Annotated in this window: 21 protein-coding genes and 1 riboswitch; of the genes, 20 read left to right on the forward strand and 1 reads right to left on the reverse strand. The window is 44.6% G+C overall.

From position 1 onward, the window contains the following. Positions 1 to 72 precede the first annotated feature (72 nt). The 19 genes from fliB (at position 73) to SY83_RS11075 (ending at position 21,411) form a co-directional block, all read left to right on the forward strand. Entirely contained in the window at positions 73 to 1,308 is a 1,236-nt protein-coding gene (gene fliB, locus SY83_RS10980) for a flagellin lysine-N-methylase (RefSeq protein ID WP_068606450.1), read from the forward strand. Between the two features lie 87 nt (positions 1,309 to 1,395). Beyond that, a complete protein-coding gene (locus SY83_RS10985; protein ID WP_231891144.1) occupies positions 1,396 to 1,797 on the forward strand; it encodes a flagellar protein FlaG in 402 nt (133 codons plus the stop codon). A gap of 37 nt (positions 1,798 to 1,834) precedes the next feature. Further along, positions 1,835 to 3,319 (forward strand): flagellar filament capping protein FliD, encoded by a 1,485-nt coding sequence (gene fliD, locus SY83_RS10990; protein WP_068606451.1) that lies wholly within the window; start codon positions 1,835 to 1,837, stop codon positions 3,317 to 3,319. A 25-nt stretch (positions 3,320 to 3,344) separates the two neighbouring features. Next, positions 3,345 to 3,743: a flagellar export chaperone FliS gene (gene fliS / locus SY83_RS10995; protein ID WP_231891154.1), complete on the forward strand. Its 399-nt coding sequence runs from the start codon at positions 3,345 to 3,347 to the stop codon at positions 3,741 to 3,743. 4 nt (positions 3,744 to 3,747) lie between these two features. Beyond that, on the forward strand, positions 3,748 to 4,071 hold the full coding sequence (locus tag SY83_RS11000; RefSeq protein WP_157279839.1) for a hypothetical protein: 324 nt from the start codon (positions 3,748 to 3,750) through the stop codon (positions 4,069 to 4,071). Positions 4,072 to 4,125: 54 nt separating this feature from the next. Continuing rightward, positions 4,126 to 4,228, forward strand: a riboswitch (cyclic di-GMP riboswitch). A gap of 73 nt (positions 4,229 to 4,301) precedes the next feature. Further along, positions 4,302 to 7,181 carry an IPT/TIG domain-containing protein gene (locus SY83_RS11005; protein ID WP_068606455.1) on the forward strand — a complete coding sequence of 960 codons (2,880 nt, stop codon included), beginning with the start codon at positions 4,302 to 4,304 and terminating at the stop codon, positions 7,179 to 7,181. A 248-nt stretch (positions 7,182 to 7,429) separates the two neighbouring features. Beyond that, the gene (locus SY83_RS11010; protein ID WP_068606457.1) at positions 7,430 to 8,011 is read left to right on the forward strand and encodes a hypothetical protein; all 582 of its coding nucleotides are present in this window, start codon (positions 7,430 to 7,432) and stop codon (positions 8,009 to 8,011) included. Next, the gene (locus SY83_RS11015; RefSeq protein WP_068606459.1) at positions 8,012 to 8,833 is read left to right on the forward strand and encodes an RHS repeat-associated core domain-containing protein; all 822 of its coding nucleotides are present in this window, start codon (positions 8,012 to 8,014) and stop codon (positions 8,831 to 8,833) included. Positions 8,834 to 9,145: 312 nt separating this feature from the next. Then, positions 9,146 to 9,355, forward strand: a complete 210-nt coding sequence (locus tag SY83_RS11020) for a hypothetical protein (protein WP_068606461.1) — start codon at positions 9,146 to 9,148, stop codon at positions 9,353 to 9,355. A gap of 11 nt (positions 9,356 to 9,366) precedes the next feature. Then, complete coding sequence (locus tag SY83_RS11025) at positions 9,367 to 9,606, forward strand: DUF1871 family protein (protein WP_068606463.1); 240 nt, start codon at positions 9,367 to 9,369, stop codon at positions 9,604 to 9,606. 352 nt (positions 9,607 to 9,958) lie between these two features. Beyond that, positions 9,959 to 12,592 carry an S-layer homology domain-containing protein gene (locus tag SY83_RS11030; RefSeq protein WP_068606465.1) on the forward strand — a complete coding sequence of 878 codons (2,634 nt, stop codon included), beginning with the start codon at positions 9,959 to 9,961 and terminating at the stop codon, positions 12,590 to 12,592. 342 nt (positions 12,593 to 12,934) lie between these two features. After that, positions 12,935 to 13,018: an Imm32 family immunity protein gene (locus SY83_RS23825; protein ID WP_456238450.1), complete on the forward strand. Its 84-nt coding sequence runs from the start codon at positions 12,935 to 12,937 to the stop codon at positions 13,016 to 13,018. A 494-nt stretch (positions 13,019 to 13,512) separates the two neighbouring features. Continuing rightward, positions 13,513 to 13,710, forward strand: a complete 198-nt coding sequence (locus tag SY83_RS11045; RefSeq protein ID WP_068606471.1) for a cold shock domain-containing protein — start codon at positions 13,513 to 13,515, stop codon at positions 13,708 to 13,710. Between the two features lie 284 nt (positions 13,711 to 13,994). Then, complete coding sequence (gene hpf / locus SY83_RS11050; protein ID WP_068606473.1) at positions 13,995 to 14,543, forward strand: ribosome hibernation-promoting factor, HPF/YfiA family; 549 nt, start codon at positions 13,995 to 13,997, stop codon at positions 14,541 to 14,543. 173 nt (positions 14,544 to 14,716) lie between these two features. Further along, on the forward strand, positions 14,717 to 17,233 hold the full coding sequence (gene secA, locus SY83_RS11055; protein WP_068606475.1) for a preprotein translocase subunit SecA: 2,517 nt from the start codon (positions 14,717 to 14,719) through the stop codon (positions 17,231 to 17,233). A gap of 96 nt (positions 17,234 to 17,329) precedes the next feature. Continuing rightward, positions 17,330 to 18,434, forward strand: a protein-coding gene (prfB, locus tag SY83_RS11060; protein ID WP_157279841.1) for a peptide chain release factor 2 whose coding sequence is annotated in 2 segments (ribosomal slippage) — positions 17,330 to 17,395 and positions 17,397 to 18,434 — 1,104 coding nt in all. Because the reading frame shifts where the segments join, the coding sequence is not laid out codon by codon here. 144 nt (positions 18,435 to 18,578) lie between these two features. Beyond that, complete coding sequence (locus SY83_RS11065) at positions 18,579 to 19,412, forward strand: YitT family protein (protein ID WP_082882751.1); 834 nt, start codon at positions 18,579 to 18,581, stop codon at positions 19,410 to 19,412. A 129-nt stretch (positions 19,413 to 19,541) separates the two neighbouring features. Beyond that, the gene (locus SY83_RS11070) at positions 19,542 to 20,282 is read left to right on the forward strand and encodes an ABC transporter ATP-binding protein (RefSeq protein ID WP_331710005.1); all 741 of its coding nucleotides are present in this window, start codon (positions 19,542 to 19,544) and stop codon (positions 20,280 to 20,282) included. Between the two features lie 76 nt (positions 20,283 to 20,358). Next, positions 20,359 to 21,411 carry an ABC transporter permease gene (locus SY83_RS11075; protein ID WP_068606484.1) on the forward strand — a complete coding sequence of 351 codons (1,053 nt, stop codon included), beginning with the start codon at positions 20,359 to 20,361 and terminating at the stop codon, positions 21,409 to 21,411. 50 nt (positions 21,412 to 21,461) lie between these two features. Here SY83_RS11075 and SY83_RS11080 read toward each other — a convergent pair whose 3' ends face one another. Beyond that, positions 21,462 to 22,778: a TraB/GumN family protein gene (locus SY83_RS11080; protein ID WP_068606486.1), complete on the reverse strand. Its 1,317-nt coding sequence runs from the start codon at positions 22,776 to 22,778 to the stop codon at positions 21,462 to 21,464. Positions 22,779 to 23,044: 266 nt separating this feature from the next. On the opposite strand from SY83_RS11080, the gene argC reads away from it, so the two are divergent. Further along, entirely contained in the window at positions 23,045 to 24,094 is a 1,050-nt protein-coding gene (gene argC, locus SY83_RS11085) for an N-acetyl-gamma-glutamyl-phosphate reductase (protein WP_068606488.1), read from the forward strand. Positions 24,095 to 24,113 lie beyond the last annotated feature (19 nt).

A 24,113-nucleotide genomic window follows, 5' to 3' on the forward strand; every position in this document is an offset into this window, starting at 1 on the left:
CTTCGAGAAGGACTCGGGAACCCCCGAGTCTTTCTTTTTTTATAACCATACACCACGAAGGAGCGGTTTGATATGAACAAATTAGCGAATAAACTTGAAGCGAGTTATATGGAACAGTTCTCTTGTACCGGAGGGGCATGTGAGGATACTTGCTGTCAAGGCTGGAAAATTTATATCGACCGTCCGACCTACAAGAAATATAAGAATATTAAAGATGCTGAATTGGGGCCCATGTTGGATGAGGCTGTTAAGCGTCAGAAGAAAGATGCGAACGATAATCGGTATGCCTATATTCAGTTGGATGAGCAAGGGTTCTGCCCGTTGTTAACTGAAGAGAAGTTATGCTCACTTCATAAGCAGTTAGGCGAAAGTTACTTATCGACGGTCTGCAGTAAATATCCTAAGATCTGGAACTCTGTAGATGGAACATTGGAAGTTTCGGGGGTTGTTTCCTGTCCTGAGATTGCTAGAGGTGTGTTATTAAATCCGAATTACCTTGAATTTAATGCAGGCATCCATTCATTTGAACAATTTAACAAGAACATGATTGCAAACGGAATTAATACAACTGCCAACCATGACTCCGGCAATCTAACACCGCTGTTCTGGCCATTGCGAACTTTCGCCATTCAGGTACTTCAGAATAGATCTTACAGTATCAATGATCGGTTGATTATGCTGGGCATGTTCTTCTTTGAATGTTCAGAGTTGGTTCGTGACAATCGTTCTGATACGATTGATGAATTAATCGCAAACTACACCCATGTCATTGATTCTGGTGACTTGCGTGAAACCTTATCGGAAATTCCAACGGTCTCTTCCATTCAGGTTGAGTTTTTAAGACTGTTGACTGAGATTTTAATTCAGAACAAGAGCGCACGCTATGAACAATGCTTTACAGAATTTAAAGCAGGCATCGGCATGGATGCTGCGTTTGATCTCGATCAAATAACAGTTAAATATGAATCAGCGTATAATGATTACTATGTACCCTTTTTTAATGAGAGAGAGTATATCTATGAGAACTACCTAGTAAACTTCGTGTTTAGCAAGCTGTTTCCGTTTAATGAGAAGGACTTGTATGATAGTTATCTAATGATGATCATTCATTATTCTCTAATTAAGATGAACTTGATTGGCATGTCCGGATATCATAAGAGGCTTGATGAAGAATTGGTTATTAAACTCTTCCAATCGTTCTCTAGGAATTTTGAACACAGCCAATCGTCATTGACATCCCTAATGAAAATTGTTCATAGTGTGGGCTATACACAGATGTCCCAACTTATGATTTTAATAAAAAACTAACTAATTTAAAAGATTTACATGTACATTTTACAAAAAATAATACCGATATTATTTATATAAGATTCTATTAGGGAGAGGGAGATTTCATTGGTCACTAACATTAATTCAGGCGCGCTGACACCACTAAACGGTGTTTCTGTTAATCCCGTAACGATTCGTCATACAGAGCAACCCTCGAGAAAGCAAGGAAGCGTGGAATTAGATTTATTTAATTCTACCCGTGAAGTGGAAGTTGCCGAAATTCAGGGAAAGAGTATCTCAATTGGAGAGAAGAACTTTATTCAAGCGATAGACAGAGCCATTAAGGCCATTGAAGGGCCTTACTTAACAGCTGAATATTCTGTTCATGACAAGACCAATCAAATTATGGTGAAAATTCTTAACAGAGACACCGGCGAAGTCATTCGAGAGCTACCTCCTGAGAAAGCGTTAGACCGATTAGTGTATCTGCTTGAATCTGCAGGATTAGTTATAGATGAGAAGAGATAAATTCAAGAATATATAAGCACAACAAGGAGGAGATGTTATGAGAATCACCGGAATGTCTTCAGGCATGGATATTGATTCCATTGTTAAGGATTTAATGAAAGCACATCGAGTGCCAATTGATCGGTTAGGTCAGAAGAAACAAGTACTGGAATGGCAACGCGAAGAATATAGACAGATGAATTCAAAGCTTGTCGATTTTCGTAACAATAAACTGTTTAACTACAGCTTGAACAGCTCCATCGACACGAAGAAAGCGACAGTAACGGGTGAAACGGCTGCACTTACAGCGGCAAGTACGAAATCAGCCGTTGAAGGCTCGTTAACCATTCGAGTCAATGAATTGGCGAAGAGCGGTTCTGTAGTATCCAATGGTGCAGGTATAGATCCTACCGCGTCCACAACGGCAACGCTGCAGAACTTAATTGACAACGGGAAGATGGCTGATTTCTCAGGTTCCATCACCGTTAATGGTGCGCCAATTACAATTGACAAGGCGACAGATACAATCAATTCACTACTGTCGAAGATAAATACGAATGCTGCAGCGAAAGCCTCTGCATTTTATGACACCGCCACAGGTAAACTGTCCATCACATCCAAAGAAACAGGAAAAATCAACGGGACTGGTGAAGTAACGCTGAGCGGCGCATTATTAACTTCTTCGTTCAACATGACAAATGTAACTCTCGGAGATGATGCCCAACTTGAAATTAACGGCATTGCGACAACACGTTCCAGTAATATCTTCTCTATTAATGGAGTAGAGGTCACGCTTAAAGCCAAGACTGTTGCAGACCCGACGGAAATCAAAGTGTCCAAAGACGTGGATGCCATCGTTAATACCATTAAGTCATTCATTAACGATTATAATGACTTGCTATCGACAATGAGCGACAAGGTGAAAGAAGAACGGAATAGGAATGTATTGCCTCTTACGAAAGAGCAGAGAGACGACATGAAGGAAGATGAAGTCACAAGATGGGAATCCAAAGCGAAGAGCGGACTTCTCCGGAATGAGGCGCTGCTAACTAAGACGATTAATGATGTTAGGGCGAGTACGAACAAACCTGTCACCATTGGCGCAGAGACCGTCACATTAGGTATGCTTGGCATTGAAACAGGCAAATATTTTGAGAACGGCAAACTGTACTTAAAAGATGAGAACAAATTGAGGGAAATGCTGGAGGACAACCCAACAAAGGTGATGAGTTTCTTCACGCAACAAAGCGGTTCCGTAAGTTCCAAAGGTCTGTTTGAAAGAATGCGGGATGATATTCAAATTTCGTTGAACGCGATCTCTTCTAAAGCGGGTACGTCTGCTTTCACGAGCTCATTGACGCAGCCATTCAGTTCAGAGAGCATGATCGGTAAAGATCTCAAGCAACTTACGGACCAGATGATTCAGAAGGATTCTAAGTTGAGTGACCTGGAGAATAATTACTATAAGAAATTCAATGCCATGGAGCAAGCAATGAACAAATACCAATCGCAATCCGCTTACTTAGCAAATGCACTTGGATGATTCGTGATTTGAGGAGGAGAGTCTCGTGTTAAGCCAACAAATGAGAAACACATATACGCAGAATACTACTTTAACATCGACTCCAAATCAGCTTTTACTCATGCTATATGATGGAGCAATACGTTTCTGTAAACTGGGGATTGAAGGCATTGAATCTAATAACTATGAACTAGCAAATACCAACTTGTGTAAAGCTCAGGCCATAATCTATGAGTTTATTTCATCATTGGATATGAAACAGCCGGTGTCCAAGGACTTATTGGTTATGTATGAATACATTATTCATCTGCTTGTTCAAGGGAATGTTAAGAAAGACCTCATCTTGATTACTGAAGCGTTAGGCTACATTGAAGAGTTAAGGGAGACATGGGCAGAAGCTTCAAGGCTGGCAGGAAGCATGAAACCCTCTAACCATTATGTATAGTTGGATGGAACAACTCGAAACCATGACGATGGCATTGGTTCATCAGATTGAGCACTCAACCGAGGAAGACATTGTGGCCTTCGTTCAACAACGTGAAGAACACATCGACCTGTTAAAGAACGGAACGGTCAATCAAGCTCAGTTACAAGAAATGAGAGACCAACTGAGCAAGTTGCTGGCGTACGATGAGATCATTCTGGGTCGTATGAACGAGTTCAAAATATCTGCTGAACTGGGAATGCACAAAACAAGCACAGCCAGAAAACAAAAGTCTGCTTATGAGAGTACAATTCTTTACGATAGTCTGTTATTCGACACAAAAAAATAAATATTGACAGACTTGTAATGGGGTTATAATATTGTACTGGGTATAATTTCCTAAACTAAATACTGGCAAACTTGCAGAAATGCAAGGACGCAAAGCCATTGGGTCTTCCGTAGTAGGTATATAGTAACAACTGCTATCAGATCGCCAGGTTGCAAATCTTTCATTATCTAAAAATGGAGCATTAGCAATGTCTAATGGCTCCATTTTATTATTTAATAGGAGGAGTTTCGATGAGAACAACAGGCAAGTGGTTTAACGTGTTTTTATGCTTTCTTTTCGTACTGTCCACACTGAGCTTCTCTCAACAGACCGAAGCGGCAGCGGATTATGTCAATGTGAACAAGTCAGTGAATCCCACTCAAATTACAACTGAGGGTGAAGCTGAAGTTACATTACAGATACAAGGTACTCCACCTGTTAATGTCATTATGCCTAGTGATGTTATTCTTATCATCGACCGCTCCGGTAGTATGAGAGGTCAGAAGATGAGCGACGCAATTAAATCAGCGAAAGAATTTGTTGATCTTGTAGATTTAACAAAGCACCAAGTCGGTATAGTTGATTTCAGCTCAGACACTAAGGCTCTACCACTGACAACAGATGCTGTACAATTGAAAAGCTACATCAACGGACTCGCAGCGAACGGATCTACAGCAACGGGTGATTCCATTGATAAAGCCATGGAAATGCTTGCAAACCATAGACCCGAAGCTCAGCCTGTTATCGTTCTTATGACAGATGGAGATGCGACTGTTCCTACGGTCAATCCATACCAGTATGCCAAAGATAAAGCGTTGTTGGCAAAAGAAGCGGGTATTGTATTTTATACGATTGCATTGCTAGACACTAATGCGGATCCGACTACCAGCGGTCCGAACATCCTATTGAAAGAAATGGCGACAACATCTTCACATCATCATTTCGTACTTGGATCTGTAGGATTGTCCGATATCTACAAAGCGATTGTTCGTGAGATCGGTATGGCAAGTGCCTACAACATTGTCGTTTCGGATCTCGTCGCACCTGAATTCGAGATTGTTCCTGACTCTTACAAAGATAATATACCTCAGCCTACTGTAGTCGGAAATCAATTGCAGTGGAACTTCCTTGAATTGAAAAACAGCCTTCTAACGTTCAAATACAAGATTAGACCTAAAGATAAGAATAAAGCAGGCACTTATTACACTTCAGATTTAACTTCTAAATTAGAATATAATGACTATGCCGGCGCAAAGCGGATGAAATTTCTACCTGCGGTTCAACTGAGTGTTAAGTTCCCGGCACCGGTAATTACCTCTGTAGAAGCTAATGAAGGCGCACCGGAAGGCGGCAATACAATTACATTGAATGGTACTAATTTCCGTCAAGGTGCGACCGTAACCTTCGGTGGAACGCGTGCAACGAGCGAGCAATTCGTCAGCTCAACCGAGGTGAAAGTTGTCGTGCCTCAAGGTGCACAAGGTTCAGTAGAAATAAAATTAACTAATCCTGATAACCAAATTGCACTAAGTAATTACAAATACAAAGCAACGCCGGTGGTGACTTCCATTGACCCGGCAACCGGGCCTTTCAAAGGCGAAAACCTTGTTGCAATTAACGGTAAGTATTTTATGCCTGGGGCCAAAGTCACGCTAGGTGATAAATCTGCAGCTATTGTCCTGGTACATCCGAGTGTAATTAAAGTTACTGCTCCTCAAGCTGCTGCAGCAGGTCCGGTCAATGTTACTGTTGAGAACCCTGACGGTAGCAAAGTAGTTGTAGCCAATGGATATACCTATGAAGAAGAAATAATTGAGAAGCTTGAAATTACAGCTGTTTCACCTAACAAAGGATTGGTAAGCGGCGGAGATTACGTAGTCATTGACGGTAAGAAATTCGTTCCTTCAACTAAAGTATATTTCGGCACCACGGCTGTATCGGTGGGGACGTTCTTCTCTGAGACTAAAATCAGAGTAACAGCACCTGCGGCTACAACTGCCGGATTAGTCGATATTACCGTAGAGAACACCGACGGTAGAAGAGCGGTACTTGTGGGCGGGTATACGTATGAACCGCTTCCGGCAGCACCTGCACCTCAAATCACCAGAATTACGCCTAATACCGGAGAATCAACAGGCGGGACTACGGTTATCGTAGACGGAGCTAATTTTACGACACAATCCAAAGTATTCTTTGGTAGTGTTGAAGGCGTTAGTGTAACTTATTTCTCCCCAACAAGACTTAGAGCCTATGCACCGGCAGGCACTGTCGGAGCTGTTGATATTAAAGTCGTGAATAAAGATCTGCAAGAAGCAGTGGTAACAGGTGGATATACTTACGTTGCGCCGGCCATGGCACCTGCTCCTACCGTTACTTCCTTGACACCGAACAGCGCACCTTTGAATGGCGGAACTATAGTACTTGTATATGGTACAAATTTCGTTAGTGGTGCAAAGGTTTACTATGGAAGTACGCAAGCACAAGTCAACAATGTCATTAGCACGCGTATAACATCCGTTTTGCCACAAACGGCTGCACCCGGTCAAGTCAATGTTAGAGTCGTCAATCCGGACGGACAGGAGTTCATACTGACCAATGGGTTCACCTACACAGAGCTCTTGCCAACAATTACGGCTACAACGCCGAACAAAGGGCCTCTTGAGGGTGGAACATTTGTAATCATCGACGGAACGAATTTCGATAGAAACATCCGAGTTAACTTCAATGGCGTCAATGTTCCCGTAACATACTTTAGCGATACGCGTATCCGGGTAACCTCTCCAAGCAGTGTCGTAGCAGGTCCCGTAACGTTCACATTGACGAATCCGACCGGTTCGCAAGTCTCCGGTACATTTACTTATGAGAACCCGGTACTGCCTAGTCCGGTCATTACAAGACTGAACAGCACAAGTGGACCGTTATCGGGCGGGAGTTTCCTAATAATCGATGGATCCAATTATACAACTAGTTCTAAAGTGTATATGAATGGCGTGCTTGTGCCAAACACATTCTTCTCGGTTAACCGATTGAGAATAACAGTACCTGCTTCAGCTACTCCTGGAACTGTGGATATCTATGTCGAGAATGCAGACGGTCAAAGAAGTAACGTTGTAACCTACACCTATCTATAAGTTCATGCAATATCTTATGCCCAGCGACCTATGTCGTTGGGCATTTTGGTTGTGCGCCCAGCATGGGCGCTATCTCTAGGATTTAAGTCCCGAATGGTGAAGGCAGTAGTAGTCATAGCTTAAGGCAATGTAACCAAGATGATTGACGTTAACAACTATAACGAACATTCAGACGATGGCCCAGGACCGAGAAACGAGTAACCCAAACGGGTGAGTTTGAGCAATACGCACACTCTGCGGACGGTAACTTGTACAGCGCGATCAACAAGAATGTAATTGACGTATTCAACTACACACCTAATGGAAACGTATTGAATAAGACCCGTAACGGTCAATTGGTCTTAAATTATGGTTATAACGCAGAAGGTCAAGTTTCGGAAGTAACCGACATGAACAACCAACGCGTTAATTACACCTATGATCCACTAGGCAGATTGAAAGATGTTCTTACTAACGACAAGCTTGTCGCATCCTATAATTATGATGCAGACAACAACGTTAGCGGCATTAATTATAACAGTGGAACCAATGTTCAGTACGGCTACGATAAGGATTCCAACATTCTATCTATTTTGAGCCGAAACAAACAAGGTAACACCGTAGACAGTCACTCTTACAGCTATGATGGAAACGGTAATAAACTAACTGCAACGGAAAACGGACAAACAACGTCGTACACTTATGACAAACTGCAAAGACTAACCCATGTAAACTATCCAGGTAAAGGCGCAGAACAGTATAGATATGACGATGCCGGAAACCGGATTGAGCACAGTGTTGCAGGTGTGACAACCTCGTATTCGTATGATCGGAACAACAGACTGTTATAGATGAGTAACCCACAAGGTCAGACAACGTTCAACTATGACCCGAATGGGAATATGATGAGTAAACTTGGTCCGAACGGGAAAGACGAATTCAAATACAACGGATTCAATCAATTGATAGAGTCCGCCATGTCTGACGGCAACTGGATGCGTTATAGTTATGATGCACTTGGACTGCGCTCGAGTATCGCTGAGAATGGAGTGCTTACGAACTTCACGTTCGACGGTGACCAAGTCATGTCGGAAACGACAGCATCCGGTAATCGTGTGGCTAACTATGTTCGCGGTTATGGTCTTTTGTCCCAAGTTGATCCTCAAGGTCGTCTCTATGACATGTTAAGCAATGGTCATGGCGATGTAACAGGACTTTTGAACTGCAAGGGTGAATTGGTTAACAGTTACACTTACGACGCTTTTGGTCAAACTACGGAGAAGAAAGAACTCATCCAGAACCGCTTCTTATACTCAGGAGAGCAGTATGATGAGATTACCGACACTTACTACCTGCGTGCAAGAAACTATGACCCGAACTTGGGCCGATTCACGCAAGAGGATACATTCCGTGGGGATGGGTTAAATCTTTATTCTTATGTGAAGAACAATCCTGTTAATTTTGTGGATCCTAGTGGAAATATATGTGTTGAGGTAGGTGGTGGTGGTACTTCCACATGGGATGGAAAGAAATTAAATTCCATTACTACCACGTCCAAAGAGTTGGAACAACACTATTTAAAAGTCCTCTATTCTGTAAGTAGTTCTAATTCAAATAATTATTGGAAGGCTCGAGAGTGTTTAGGTAATAATAAAAACAGTTGGTGGAGGTAAACACGCTGCTGAAGCTAAGAGAAAGATTGTTGAAGATCTTCATGAAGGTAAAGCAGCAGAAATGCAACTGATGGCTGAAATAAGTATGTCAATTAATACAGGTGGCGGAGGTCGTGGCAAAGCAGTTATTCCTATTGTAAGGGAGTTGCTAGTGTAACAGGAACTATAGCGAAAAAAGTTTCTGGTGCATTATCTAAGGGTGCGGAAAATGTCGCTAAGATTGGCGACAGCTTTGGAAAAGCCGGAACACTCGTTAAAAATTCTGACACTAAGATTGAATGGTCAAAGGTTTCTAATCATGGCTTGGAGAGAATGAATGAACGTGGTGTAACAAAAGAGATGGTGGAATCTCGGGTCAAGAATGGTAAGGCACTTTCACAGAATAATGGAAGCAAGCATTTGTTTTTCACGGATGAAGGCGCTGCGGTTATTGCCAACGATGGAACGTTAGTGACGGTAATTCCGAAGAGCAAATATGATGATGCTTATAAAGCATTGTCGGAATCTTTATTCGGGAGGTAAGGGAGTAACAAATGAGAGATATTATCATTCAAATAATTAACGAATGGAATCCGGTGGACATTTATCCATTACTGAAAGATGAATATTATTCTGAGTCACAAAAGGTGTTTGAGGCAATGGATCTCACCAGTACAGCAAATGAACTAGCTAAAGAAATGTTCAACATTTTTGTAAAGTCTTTCGGTAAGGAGTTCAACAAGTCTATGGATGAATGCAGATATATTGCAAAGAAAATCATCAATTCAAAATAAAACGGCGGGGGCTACCAAGTTCCGAGTGAAACCATATCATTTAATCAATAAAATAGATTAACTTGGTTCTCCATCAATGTATTACAACTTATAGTTAAGAAATTGAAAGTGAATTGCTAAAAGATCAAACCAGAACCTTGACTGGCTTAAGCCTTTCAAGGTTCTTTAAAACCTCAAATCCAGAACTCGAATCGATCAATTTCCCCATTCATTTACAACATCTTTACACCGATATACTATTTAGGCCATCCGCGTTTGTTATGGTTTACATAGTTCCAAAGTCATAGAGGTTCATCCTGGGTACAACCAGTTTACATAAACGACAGCAACTCACTTACAAAGGAGAATTACCTTGAAACCATCATCTACATTTAAACGTTTCATCTCACTCGCGCTTGTTATGATACTTATTGTATCGACATTCGCACCGCTCGCAGGGGCAGCTACTAAGACTACCAAAAAACATTGGGCAGACGCCTGGATTCAACAATGGAACGAACAAGACCTTATCTCTTCAGCGACATTCCAACCGAACGCACCAGCCACTCGCGGCGAATTGGTGAATTGGATTAATAAAGTGTTTGCTATTCCTGCGACATCTGGAAATGTAGCGAAGAACGTCTATTTCACAGATGTCCCCGTGAGCAGCTCGGTATACAGCAATGTGTACACAGCGGTGCAAGCCGGTTACATCTCTGGACTGGGCGACGGTACATTTGGCGCACAGAAATCAGTAACACGTCAGGAAACAGCTGTTATGCTGGCGAAACTTTTTGCGCTTAGTACAACAACTTCGGACAAGCTTGCTTACACCGATGGTGCATCCGTGGCAAAATGGAGCGCAGGCGCAGTTCAATCCGTGACGGAACAAGGCTTCATGACAGGCAATGCGGGTAAATTTTCGCCCAAAAAAGTTCTAACAAAAGCCGAAGCAATTGTCCTCATCGACCGCGCTTTGAAGTTGCCTAGTATCACAATCAACAAAGCAGGCACTAATGGACCGACAATAGGTCATTCCTACCTTCCGAAGAACGTTATCATTAACGTGCCGGGTGTAACGCTACAGAACGTAACGATTGCGGGCAACCTGGAAATCGGTGAAGGCGTTGGTCAAGGCGAAGCATACATCCGCAACGTGAACGTAAAAGGTACTACGACCGTCAAGGGCGGCGGGGAGAATAGTATCCATTTTGAAAATGCGGTCATGGTTACGATTGTTGTAGATAAAGCGAATGGTACCGTTCGTCTGGTAGTTGAAGGCAGAACGCACATTAGCGACATCATTATCCAATCTCCTGCCAAAGTAGAAGCTTCGAACGAGTCGGCCATCAATGCCGTGACGTTGTCGGAGGAGTTGCCTAAGGATAGTCACGTACAATTGCTAGGTTCATATGAGACTGTAAACGTGAAGGCTAGTAGCATTGTCGTTGATTTGCCAAAAGGTAGCGTAGATAACATGATCGTCGACCCTACTGCAAAAGGCACCACAGTAAACACATCTAAAGAAGTCGAAATCCTTAAGTTGATCATGAATGCTGCGATTAAAGTAACCGGTCAAGCTTTGGTTCAAAATGCAGTCGTGAACGCCGCGGGCATTACGATGGATAAGGCTGCAACGAAGATGGAAAAAGGCAAGGACGTACCAGCGGATGTTCAAATTACGGTTGGCGGCCAAGCGAAGGGTGTAGGCACAACAACAACGGCGACACCTACACCGACAGCTCCTGCTACAAGCACCCCGGATACGGGATCTGTTACGCCACCTACCACAACTACACCGGATTCAGGTTCTATAACGCCTCCAGTAACACAACCGGAGCCTCAACCTAAACCGGAAGATCAGACAGCACCAATTGTTACGGGTGTAACAGGGAATGTATATATTGGCGATACACTAACATTGCAGAGTAATGAAGATGGCCATATCTACATTGTGCCTGAAGGTTCAACGTTCACTAAAATTTATTTGGATATGATTGTGTCTAACACTAAAGGTGTTAAAGCTGAAAACATTAAGGATACAGATATTACTCTTTCTACTCAGGGTCTGACAGAAGGTAGATATGCAGTTGTCGCGGTAGATGCAGCAGGCAATGTGTCTCAACCTGTTAGGTTGAAAATAGAATCTTTAACTCAAACTACATTAACCTTTTTGCATATTGGGATAGGCTTCAATGATCATATTGGTCTCAGATTTAATAAAATTATTTACAGTGTTTACAGTACCTCAGAAACTTTAAAAGCAGCAGTTTCCATCTCCAAGGATGGAATAAACTTTACCGCGCTTGCGGCCGAAGATCGGGTATCCATTTCTCAAGATGGTGTGTCTATTGATTTTCATGAAGAATTCAGAGGTAAAACTTATATAAAATTGGCTTCTAATTCCGTTGAAGATACAGGTGGGGACATATATCCAAATGAAATCTCAGTAAACTTTAACTCAGGAACTAATGTGGATTTACTCTCTGCAGATAGAATAGATCCTAATGGAAGAGTAGACTTTAAAGTTGACGCAGCGGTTGCAGTCTATTTTGTACCAGACAATGTATGGGGAACCTTGACTAATTATGAGAATGCAGTAGTTAGAGGAGATGCTCTTAAACGTATAGTTTTGCCAAATGAGGTTGATCAGCCAATATTTTTTGATACAACAGGGCTTCGGGAAGGTTATTATCGATTAATGGTATGGGCTGGTGAAAGCAAACAGATTAAAATAAGTATTCCCGAAAGTCCTAGAATAAACCTTAACCAAGTTGATATTATTCATGATACGGTCAATAGGACCGCTACCTTTACTTTTAATAATCTGTTGCCAACCGATGTTATCAAAGTTTACGAGATTAATGCATCAACACCTATTTACACTCTATCTCCAAAAGCAGGAGAAAATTTCGTGAAAATCGAAGGCTTACAACTTTACAAAATGCATCAATACACGCTAACTCAACAAGGTAAAAAAGAAAGTATGGTACAAGAGATATTGTAAGTGAGCTAGTATCGACGATAATTCAACTCAATACCTATTAAACTGAACTATAACCCGAAAGAATGACACTCAAAAAAGTGTTGTCTTTCGGGTCTTGTATTTTATTCAACATAATAAAGCATTTGAAGTGCCTAACATCGTAATTTATGTGAGTAGTATTTCTGGAGGACTGAGTTGATTGAAGAAAGAAGTTGAGATTATTGAGTATTCTTCTGAGCGAGGTATTCAACTAGTTTGGGAAGACGGATCAACAATAAAGACGTCCATTCAAGATAATGTTGTTGTGATTAGAGGCGATACGGCTGGCTTAGTCTCTCTTGCGCAACACTTGCTCAAGCAGAAGTGCCCAAGGGCCATCATGTTCATTATGATGAATCTAATTCATTAGAAGAAGGCTCGTGTGATGTCATTATAGAAAAATTGTAATAAAAAGAGTTTCAGTGGGGCTAAACGACCGTATGGAATTCAATATTCTAAGCGGATATAGATCCTGCATTATAATAGTTATAACAAAAGTGGCTTCCGAGTAAACAACAGCCACTTTTAATTTTGCACATAGTCCAATCTCCTTAACTACAGACGAATCCAAAAGAATGACCATTTACACAAACCCATCCCCCTTTTTAGGCTATTCGACCTGTTTTGTCTACAAAATACCCCATCGTTCATGTTACCTTTTGTCGAAAATATGTGCACATTCTCCCTGTGGATAATGTGTATAACTCTGTTAATAACTAATGAAAACAAGCTTTCAGCGTGTGAATAAACTCGTCTTATTTTGTGTATATTTCAATTTTCAGACAATGGCTTACATGAAATGTCAACGCTTACAATTATGATTGACAATTCTTGATTGGCAGTGATATATTTGGCTTGTGGGCAGACCCACAGCATTTGAAGATGAAGGGATGTAATCGAACATGCAAGGAAAAGTGAAATGGTTTAACGCTGAGAAGGGCTACGGCTTTATCGAAACAGAAGATGGCGGCGACGTATTCGTACATTTCTCCGCAATCCAGACAGACGGATTCAAGACTCTTGACGAAGGTCAAGAAGTAGAGTTCGACATCGTTGAAGGCGCACGCGGACCACAAGCAGCTAACGTAATCAAGTTGTAATCATCAGCCCGATCGGGCTCCGATAGATGGTTAGACTGATCCACATCATAAAGCTTGCAAGGACACCCTGTTTAATGGGGTGTCTTTTTGTGTACATATACTATACTCTACGATATGGCCAAGCTCTCAATCCACAGCCAACACATTTGACTAAATATTCTGAATATTTAACGCGAATTGTAAAGGATTTTTTAAGTGGATGGCGAATACGTATGAGGTAAGGCCGAAAGCTCATGCATACGTAGAGGTTTTGCTAACGCAAAACTAAAGGAGGAGTTTTACTTATGAATCTTTTGATACGCGGTGATCACCTAGAAGTCACGCAAGCCCTCAAGGACTACACAGAAAAGAAATTGTCCCGCCTGGAAAAGTATTTCGAGTCTCCCCCTGCATCTGACGTTCACGTTACGCTTACAGCCGTCAGAGGCATGCACGGTGTTGAGGTAACCATCCCGCTGCAAGGGCTGCTCCTGAGAGCGCAAGAGAAGAGCGGGGATATGTACGGCTCTATCGATACGGTCGTGGATAAACTGGAACGACAAATTCGCAAACATAAGACAAAAGTGAATCGCAAATTAAGGCAAGAACGCGGCATGCGCGATCTGTTCAAAGTTACGACAGACGGCGCAGGATTGTATGAGGAAGAGGATGAACTGGAATTGGTTCGCACGAAACAATTTGCATTGAAACCTATGGATCTGGAAGAAGCCATTCTCCGTATGAATATGGTGGGACACAGCTTCTTTGTATTCTCCAACGCGGGTTCCAATGTCATTAATGTGGTGTACAAGCGCAATGACGGCAAATACGGCCTGATCGAGCCAGCCACCTAAAATATGAATACGACAATGACAGCTCGGCCATCCGGCCGGGCTTTTTAATTTTTTCCGCCAAATAAACCTATTTATACCAAGCTCAGCCCCTCGTTCTGTGGTTGCGGCATGTTCCACAAACTGTTACAATTTAAGGCAAACCATGCGTTAGGCAAGTAGAAAGGGGAAAACCCATGCTGGGATTGGTAAAGAAGATTTTCGGGGACTCAAACGAACGTGAAATCAAGAAAATGTTGAAGACGGTAGACCGCATCAACCAATTGGAGTCTGACTTCCAAAGTTTATCGGACGAGCAATTAGCTCACAAGACGATTGAATATAGAGAGCGCCACGAGAAAGGCGAATCCCTGGACGATCTGATGCCTGAGGCGTTCGCGACTGTTCGGGAAGCTTCTAAGCGTACCCTGGGCAAACGTCATTACGATGTACAAATGATCGGTGGTATGGTGCTTCACGAAGGCCGTATTGCGGAGATGAAAACTGGTGAAGGTAAGACGTTGGTCGGTACCCTATCTGTGTATTTGAACGCTCTGACAGGCAAGGGCGTGCATGTGGTTACGGTCAATGATTACCTGGCACAGCGTGATAGCGCGGAAATGTCCCAGATTTATAACTTCCTCGGACTAACGGTTGGCGTCAATCTGCATGAGCTGACCCATGACGAGAAGCAAGAAGCATATGCTTGCGATATCACTTACGGAACGAACAATGAGTTCGGGTTCGATTATTTGCGCGACAATATGGTCATGTACAAAGAACAGATGGTACAACGGCCTCTTTACTATGCGATCATTGACGAAGTAGACTCCATCCTGGTGGATGAAGCGAGAACACCGCTGATCATCTCAGGACAGGCTGCTAAGTCGACGGAGCTTTATTTTGCTGCGGATCGCTTTGTTCAGCGTCTTACGTTTGAAGAGGATTACACGGTTGATATCAAGGTCCGCTCCGTTGCTTTAACGGAAGCCGGCGTAGCCAAAGCGGAACGCGCTTTCGGCATCGACAACCTGTTCGATCACGAGCATGTCACACTGAATCACCACATTCAACAAGCGCTTAAAGCGAACTACATCATGCGTAACGATGTGGACTATGTCGTACAGGACGGCGAAGTGCTGATCGTCGATGAGTTCACGGGCCGCATCATGACAGGCCGCCGTTACAGCGATGGCCTTCACCAGGCGATCGAAGCGAAGGAAGAGCTGGAAGTACAGAATGAAAGCATGACACTTGCTACGATTACATTCCAGAATTACTTCCGGATGTACCGCAAGCTGGCGGGTATGACGGGTACAGCGAAGACCGAGGAAGAAGAGTTTAAGAAAATTTACGGCCTGGATGTAGTCCAAGTGCCTACGAACCGCCCGAACATCCGTCAGGATATCCCGGACGTAGTATACAAGTCGGAAGGCAGCAAATTCCGCGCCGTTGTGGACGAAATTGTCCAACGCCATCAGAAGAACCAACCGGTTCTGGTCGGTACGATCTCCATCGAGAATTCCGAGAAGCTGTCGGATATGCTCAAGAAGAAAGGCATTACACATAAAGTATTGAATGCCAAATACCATGCGGAAGAAGCCGAAATCGTATCCCGCGCCGGCGAACCGGGTTCGGTTACGATTGCTACGAATATGGCGGGCCGTGGTACGGATATTTTGCTTGGTCAAGGCGTACCGGATACAGGCGGTTTGCATATTATAGGTACAGAACGTCACGAAAGCCGCCGGATCGATAACCAGCTGCGCGGTCGTGCGGGACGTCAAGGCGACCCGGGCTCCTCCCAGTTCTATCTGTCTCTGGAAGATGAACTGATGCGCAGATTCGGCGCGGAGAACATCATGGCGATGATGGATCGTCTTGGCTTTGAAGAGGATCAGCCGATTGAAAGCCGTCTCATCACAAGAGCGATTGAATCCGCGCAGAAGCGGGTGGAAGGCAACAACTTCGACCTGCGGAAAGTGGTACTTCAATATGATGACGTGATGAATCAGCAACGTGAGATTATTTACAAGCAACGCCGTGAAGTGCTGAACTCCGAGAATGTGCGTGAGATTGTGCTGGAGATGATCTATCCGGTTATTGACCGCATCGTGAAAGCTCATGCTTCCGAAGATGTGATTCCGGAAGAGTGGGATCTTCAAGCCATTGCGGATTACGCCAACGCGACCTTCCTGCAAGAAGGCGAAACGCAAGCGGCTGAGCTTGAAGGCAAGGAACAGGATGATATACTCGAGTTCCTGAAGGCCAGAGTGCTCAGCGATTACGATGCCAAAGAAGCGAACATGGGCTCCGAAACGATGCGTGAATTCGAGAAAGTCATCTTGCTTCGTTCCGTAGACAGCAAGTGGATGGATCACATTGACGCGATGGACCAGCTTCGTCAAGGAATACATCTTCGGGCTTACGGCGGTACAGATCCGCTTCGGGAATACCAGTTCGAAGGCTTCGAGATGTTCCAGGAGATGATCAACAGCATTCAGGAAGAAGTAGCCACTTATATTATGAAAGCGCAAGTGGAGCAGAATCTGGAGCGTAAGCCGGTTGTGGATGAGCAGGCCATTTCCACGAACAGCAGCGAAGCGCAAGTGAAGCGTCCTGTTGTGAACAAGGAAGAAAGCCGAATCGGACGCAACGATCTCTGTCCTTGCGGCAGCGGCAAGAAGTACAAGAACTGTCACGGTCAAGCGTAACGTTAAATATAGCTGTACAAGGGAAGGATCCGCGACCTGCGGATGCTTCCTTTTCCGTATACCAGATGAAAACAATAACTTTAGAGGTGAGCGTACATGATCGAAATGAAACAAGATTTGCGCGAAGTATCCAAACGATTACAAGCCCTTAGGGGGTCTCTTTGACTTAGATCTTAAACTGGAGCATATCGGCAACTATGAAGAGAAGATGGCCGCTCCGGACTTTTGGGACGATAATGAGGAAGCTCAGAAGACGATTGCGGAGATGAACGCGATTAAATCCGTAGTCGATGATTACAACGCATTACAAGCGGAGTTTGAAGACAGTGAAGTTATGCTGGAACTGGCGCAAGAAGAAGGCGACGACAGCATCGCGGCGGATCTGGGGCAGAGCATCACGGCGCTGGTGAAGAAACTCGAAGACTTCGAGCTCCAGCTCCTGCTAAGCCAGCCTTACGATAAGCTGAACGCGATTCTGGAGCTGCATCCGGGCGCGGGCGGCACCGAGTCGCAGGACTGGGCGAGTATGCTGCTTCGCATGTACACCCGTTGGGCGGAGAAGCGCGGCTTTAAGGTCGAGATGCTCGACTACCTGCCTGGCGACGAAGCGGGCCTCAAGAGCGTAACCCTGCTGATTAAAGGGTATAACGCCTACGGTTATCTGAAAGCGGAGAAAGGCGTGCACCGTCTTGTTCGGATTTCACCTTTTGACGCATCAGGCCGCAGACATACCTCCTTTACCTCCTGTGATGTGGTTCCTGAAATTGAGGACGACGTGGAAATCGAAATTCGTACCGAGGACCTCAAAGTCGACACGTACCGGGCAAGCGGCGCGGGCGGACAGCATATCAACACAACTGACTCGGCTGTAAGGATTACGCATATTCCGTCGGGTGTCGTTGTAACCTGCCAAACCGAACGTTCCCAAATCAAAAACCGCGAGCGGGCGATGAAACATTTACGCTCCAAGTTGTATGAGAAGAAGATTGAGGAACAAGAGAAGCACCTCGCGGAAATTCGCGGCGAACAAAGCGAGATCGGCTGGGGCAGCCAAATTCGTTCCTATGTATTCCACCCGTACAGCATGGTGAAGGATCACCGCACATCTGTGGAAACCGGTAACGTGGGCGCAGTCATGGACGGAGACCTCGATGGATTCATCGACGGTTATCTGAGAATGCAGATTAAGCAAGAAGATTAAACGCGGCAAGGTCCCTGAAAGGAAAGAACAAAGTCAGAACGACTTAACTTTCCTTTTACAGGGAATAGTGTAGGGAGACGGAACTTAGTGCGGGGTGCAACCAGTTTGGGCAAAAGACAACCGAAGATACCAACCCAAGGCCGGATGGGCCGAGTTATTGAATATGTATACTTAATTATAGGATCGCTGATTATCGCGTTAAGCTTTAATATTTTTCTCGTACCGAACCAAGTGGCTTCCGGAGGCGTATCGGGCATTTCCATTATCGTCAAAGAACTTTTCGGCGTGACCCCGGCTCTGACGCAGTGGGCGTTGAATATTCCGCTGTTTTTTGCGGGATTATGGTTGCTTGGGGGCAAATTCGGAGCGAAGACTTTGGTGGGCTCGGCCGTGCTTCCTCTTTTCGTTTTATTGACCAGTGGTTGGACAACCCTGACGGATAATACTCTGCTTGCTGCGATTTACGGCGGCATCGGGGTTGGTGCGGGTTTGGGGCTGGTGTTCAAAGGACGCGCATCCACAGGCGGTTTGGACCTGGCGGCACAAATCTTGCATAAATATACGGGCTTGACCCTCGGGTTATGCGTAGCGATTATGGACGGGATTGTGATTCTGACAGCAGGCATTACGATTTCACCGGAAAAAGCGCTCTATGCGCTCATAGGGCTCTATGTGACCATTAAAACGATCGACGTCGTGCAAATGGGTTTCGGTTATTCCAAAGTGGCTTTTATCATCTCCAATGAAACCGCCAAGCTTAGCGAAGCGATCTTACATGATCTGGACCGGGGATTAACGCGATTGACGGCGCAAGGCGGGTTCACGAACGAAGACAGGCCGGTGCTGATGGTCGTAGTGGGGCAGACGGAGGTTACGAAGCTGAAGACGCTGGTGCAGGGAGTGGATCCCTCGGCGTTTATTATTATCAGCGATACGACGGAAGTGTTGGGCAAGGGGTTTAAGTTAGAGGGAAATTAGAGAGGGACTTCGGTCTCTCTTTTTTTTGTTATGTTATAATAATAGTAATTAAACAACGCGGGATTGTTCACCTCAAACAGTTTGTACTAGACATGGAAAAGTCTCTTAGGAGGTTCAACATTGCTACAAGTGCAGATTCGAAACGCAGGTTATGCGTATAACCAACACATCATTCATGACATTGAATTCTCTGTGAAACCAGGTGAGCTTGTTGGATTAATTGGAGTGAACGGCGCAGGAAAGAGTACGACCATCCGGGCGATCTTAGGCTTACTGGAGTATAGTGATGCTGATATTAGGTTTGGCAGCAAGGATTCCGCAGGAGCTAAGTACAGTTACATTCCGGAACAACCCATTTTATATGATGGATTAACGTTGTGGGAGCATTTGGAGTTGGCGGCAGCGGCTTATGGCTTGGAGGAATCGCGGTTTCACCAACAAGCGGAGGCATTGCTGATTCGGTTTCGGTTGAATGATGCTCGCCATCATCTGCCTCAAAGCTTCTCCAAAGGAATGCAGCAAAAACTAATGCTCATCATCAGCATGTTAATTCAGCCGGACTACTATATCATTGACGAACCGTTTATCGGCTTGGATCCTTTTGCGACGAGAGATTTCCTGGAGTTTCTCATTGGGGAGAGAAGCCGCGGCGCGGGAATACTAATGTCCACTCATGTGCTGGACACGGCTGAGAAAATTTGCGATTCCTTCCTCGTTATTCACCAAGGTAAGTTGACCGCACAAGGTGACTTGCGTAAGTTGCGTCGATTAAGCGGTGTGACGGCTAATGAGTCGCTGTTTGAATGTTTTTTGCAGATGGTATCGTTTGACGGTAACAGGAGGAATGCCCTTGCTGCAACTGACACTTAAACGCATCAAGCTGGAGTGGATGTATCAATATCAGGTCATTCGACTGGCTGTGGACTGGACGGTGGCGCTGTAAATTGTGATTCCGTTATGTCTGCTGTCTGGGAACCAATATTATCGATGGTGGGTAACCGAGGACATTCTTACGCTGAATTTTCCTTTTGGACTCACTGTAATCGCTTTGTACTTGTTCTGCTGGACAGGCACCATCCGGTCCTTCATTCACGAAGCCGATCAGTTGTTTATGCTGACTCAACCAGATCGTATGCAATCGCTTAAACGATACAGTTTGTTGTATTCAGTTATCATCCATTTAGTCTCGTGTGCGGTGGTCTGGGTGATACTGCTGCCTTATTGGGTTCGAATTGAGGGCTGGTCCATTTCAATTTGGCTTCTGACGCTGGTCTGTACCATATTGTTCCGGTTTATTATTTCTTGTGTGCATAAATATAATTTCTTGTTGAACATGCAATTTTGGAAAAGGTTGATTACGCATTTGTCGTTCATAGTCATTAGTGCAGCGGTTTACTCGGCGACCTTACTTTTATTAATCAGACAACATACAGCAGGTTATTGCTTGCTTCTGTTGCTCGTGCTAATTATGTCGGTGCTGTGCAGAAGGATAACTCGTTTTCAACGCAGTCATTTGGTCAAGGAAGCGGAGTTTGAGTGCAGACAGAGAGGTCGGATGTTGTCGTATATACTGGGGGGAGTAGTGAACAAGAAGCGGATATGGAGAAGAAAGAATCCGTATATACTTAAAATGTCGAATCCTCTATTTACCAAAAGAAGCACATCCTCTATTCTTGTGGAAACGCGATTAAAGGCGTTTGTGCGTGATTCCAGCCAAGTGAATATTGTGCTTCAATATTTGGTAATCGGTGCGGGGGCAATCTGGTCGGTTCCTTGGTGGATGGGATGGGGGGTGTGGTTGTTCCTTACAGTAGGACTGGTTGTCTGGATGAGTCAATATTACAAGCAAAGTCTGCAAGAATCCTATATGCGGATGTTTACTTGGAACTGGAGAGACGTCCAGAAGGCTCATCATGCAACGGTTGTATTGCTCAGTTTGCCGTCGTTGCTGTTATTGGTTGCAGTGGTTGTTGTAAGTTTATGGAGCCACACAAGATAACAGCTCTGCTTACCATAATAGATTAGCAGAGCCGGAACCTTTTATTTTATTTAGGGTTTTTCCACCGTATACCCCTGTTTTTTCAACTGGTTCACGATGCCGGATTCATTGAGCATGTGCCCCGCACCGACAACCACAAAATAATCCTTCTCCTGATCATCTGTAAGCATCTTCGTGATTTTGGCAGTCATGTTAGCGTTGCGTGTCAACCATATTTTATCGTTTATTTCGGCCGCCACGGCATCTTTAGGCTCGATTAATACCAATTTCTCCAGTGTAGCGTCATCGCCTGCTTTCCAGGCCGTCATTAACTGTTTCATGACATCGGCGGTTTGTTCTGGTTGTTCATGATTTTCCAGTAAGCCCTGAAGATTCTTCACCTGCAGCTCTTGGGAGAAATTATCGAACATATCGATCTGGAACCGTGCGCCCTCCAACTCCACAATCGGCTTCTTCCCTGTCGCCATGCTCAAGAAGTACAAGTCGATGCCGTAATTGGCGGAGTAATCCGCTTTCCCCGCATGAATCGACTGCATGATTAACGCCGCATACCAAGGCTCGAACTTGTTATAAACTTCAGGTGTGAGACCGAGCGGAGCTATAGCTTTCACATAAGCATCGTACGTTTCTTTGGGCAGCACTTGATCGATCGTGGTATCACCCTCGAACATGCTTTTCTTCTGTATGTATTCGGCATCATTCTGAATCTGAAGCATATTGGCTTCTACCGCTATTACTTCAGCGTCCGCATATCCGTCTCTAATCACTTCACTCAGCGGATAGATACTGCCATCTCCCACATGAATGGAACCAAGTAGATATACGGTGTTATCCTCATCCGACACTTTCCAGTACATTCCCTTAGTACCCTGACCGTTGCTGTAAGTCAAATGCTCGTATACTCGTGTGTATAAGGTAAGCAGTTCCTGCTTCGTTATAGGTGTGTTCAAATTGTAAGATGTGCTGTTGCTGCCCACATAAATCTTATGTTCATGAAGGTAAGGCACCGCTTTAGCAGTAAGGAGTTGTCCGTTCTTTTCATGAATCTTTTGGATAAATTGATAGAGGGCTTGAAGAGCGTCATTCCGGCTAAGTTTGGTCAAGGATACCGGTGCTGCTTTCCCGCCTGCGAATTTCCACGAAAGGTAATTTAGAATGACGTTGAAGTCCGATACCGTGGCCGGAGAGGTGTATTTGTTGAACAGTTGAGGAGACTTTAACCCGTAAACGGTGGACATGCTCACTTCATGCTGGGCCCAGGCTTGCGGCAGTTCTGCAGGCGGTGCTGTTTCGGCGGCGAAGATCGTGGTTCCTGCACCAAGCAAGCTTGAGATTAATAAAGAGCTAATACCGGCTTTCCATTTCAAAATTCATCGACTCCTGACATTTGTAGTGATATGCATTGCGGAAGTTGAAACTAACAATAAAAGCACTCTATCATTATACATTCTATAATTGCCATAATAAAGATAATTCTAGTAAAAGATTGGAAGATAGAAATCGAATCGATGATTTTAAATTTGTGTTGTATAATTAATCATAAGTATGTATAATAATGCATATATTTTCGAGAATATACATACTTTATGCACTCATATATGCAAGTACGGGAACAAGGCAGGGGGAAGGCTACATGGGAGAGCAGTTGAGGGTAGCGATTGTGGGTTCAACGGGGTATGGCGGGGTTGAGTTAATCCGATTTCTGATAGGACATCCGCAGGTACAGATTACTTCGGTCATTTCATCATCCAGCGCGGGAGGCTTGCTCAGCGAGGGGTTTCCGCATCTGAACGAGATCGTAACCGACACGTTGGACGGGGTAGATATAGAATTGATTCGCTCCAAAGCGGATCTGGTATTCACGGCGACACCTCATGGCGTCTCCTCCAAGCTTGTTCCGCAGTTGCTGGAAGCGGGCTTGAAAGTGGTTGATCTGTCGGGGGATTTCCGATTGCGGGACGGCTCGGTATACGAGCACTGGTATAAACATGAACCTGCCGACAGCCGTTACCTCGAGCAAGCCGTGTACGGGTTGGCTGAAGTGTTCGGCGAGGATGTGCGCGATGTTTCCTTCGTCTCCAACCCGGGATGCTATCCGACGGCGACGCTGCTGGGGTTGATTCCCGCGGTTCAGGCGGGCTGGATCGATCCTGCAACGATCATTATCGACGCCAAGTCGGGCGTATCCGGGGCTGGCCGCGGGTTGGGATTAACGGTCCATTATTCGGAAATCAATGAAAACTTTCTGGCTTACAAAGTGAACAAACATCAGCATACACCTGAGATTGAGAGCGTGCTGAGCCGAGTTGCAGGACACGAGGTTACAACAACATTCACGACCCATTTGGTTCCGATGACGCGAGGCATTCTGTGCACGATGTACGCCTCTATGAACGGGGAACGGACGGATGAGGATTTCATAGATTTATATAAACAGTTTTACGAGGGACGCCGGTTTGTGCGCATTATCGCGAAAGGGAAATGGCCTGCGACCAAGGAAGTCTGGGGATCCAACTATTGCAATATCGGCTTCTCCGCGGACGCGCGCACGGGACGGGTCACGATCGTTTCGGTTATTGACAATCTGGTCAAAGGCGCGGCGGGGCAAGCGATTCAGAATATGAATCTCATGATGGGCTGGGATGAGGCGCTGGGCTTGGGGTTAACGCCGGCGTTTCCATAAATGGCATAGGAATATAAAC

This window comes from Paenibacillus swuensis (genome assembly GCF_001644605.1).
Taxonomy (GTDB): Bacteria; Bacillota; Bacilli; order Paenibacillales; family DY6; genus Paenibacillus_N; species Paenibacillus_N swuensis.

Excerpts from the sequence above, each read along its gene's own strand:
- SY83_RS11020 (WP_068606461.1), top strand. The coding sequence starts at position 9,146 with ATGAATGAACGTGGTGTAACAAAAGAGATGGTGGAATCTCGGGTCAAG.
- argC (WP_068606488.1), top strand. The coding sequence starts at position 23,045 with ATGGGAGAGCAGTTGAGGGTAGCGATTGTGGGTTCAACGGGGTATGGC.
- fliD (WP_068606451.1), top strand. The coding sequence starts at position 1,835 with ATGAGAATCACCGGAATGTCTTCAGGCATGGATATTGATTCCATTGTT.
- SY83_RS11000 (WP_157279839.1), top strand. The coding sequence starts at position 3,748 with ATGGAACAACTCGAAACCATGACGATGGCATTGGTTCATCAGATTGAG.
- SY83_RS11005 (WP_068606455.1), top strand. The coding sequence starts at position 4,302 with ATGAGAACAACAGGCAAGTGGTTTAACGTGTTTTTATGCTTTCTTTTC.
- fliB (WP_068606450.1), top strand. The coding sequence starts at position 73 with ATGAACAAATTAGCGAATAAACTTGAAGCGAGTTATATGGAACAGTTC.
- SY83_RS11065 (WP_082882751.1), top strand. The coding sequence starts at position 18,579 with ATGGGCCGAGTTATTGAATATGTATACTTAATTATAGGATCGCTGATT.
- secA (WP_068606475.1), top strand. The coding sequence starts at position 14,717 with ATGCTGGGATTGGTAAAGAAGATTTTCGGGGACTCAAACGAACGTGAA.
- hpf (WP_068606473.1), top strand. The coding sequence starts at position 13,995 with ATGAATCTTTTGATACGCGGTGATCACCTAGAAGTCACGCAAGCCCTC.
- SY83_RS11025 (WP_068606463.1), top strand. The coding sequence starts at position 9,367 with ATGAGAGATATTATCATTCAAATAATTAACGAATGGAATCCGGTGGAC.
- SY83_RS11045 (WP_068606471.1), top strand. The coding sequence starts at position 13,513 with ATGCAAGGAAAAGTGAAATGGTTTAACGCTGAGAAGGGCTACGGCTTT.
- SY83_RS11015 (WP_068606459.1), top strand. The coding sequence starts at position 8,012 with ATGAGTAACCCACAAGGTCAGACAACGTTCAACTATGACCCGAATGGG.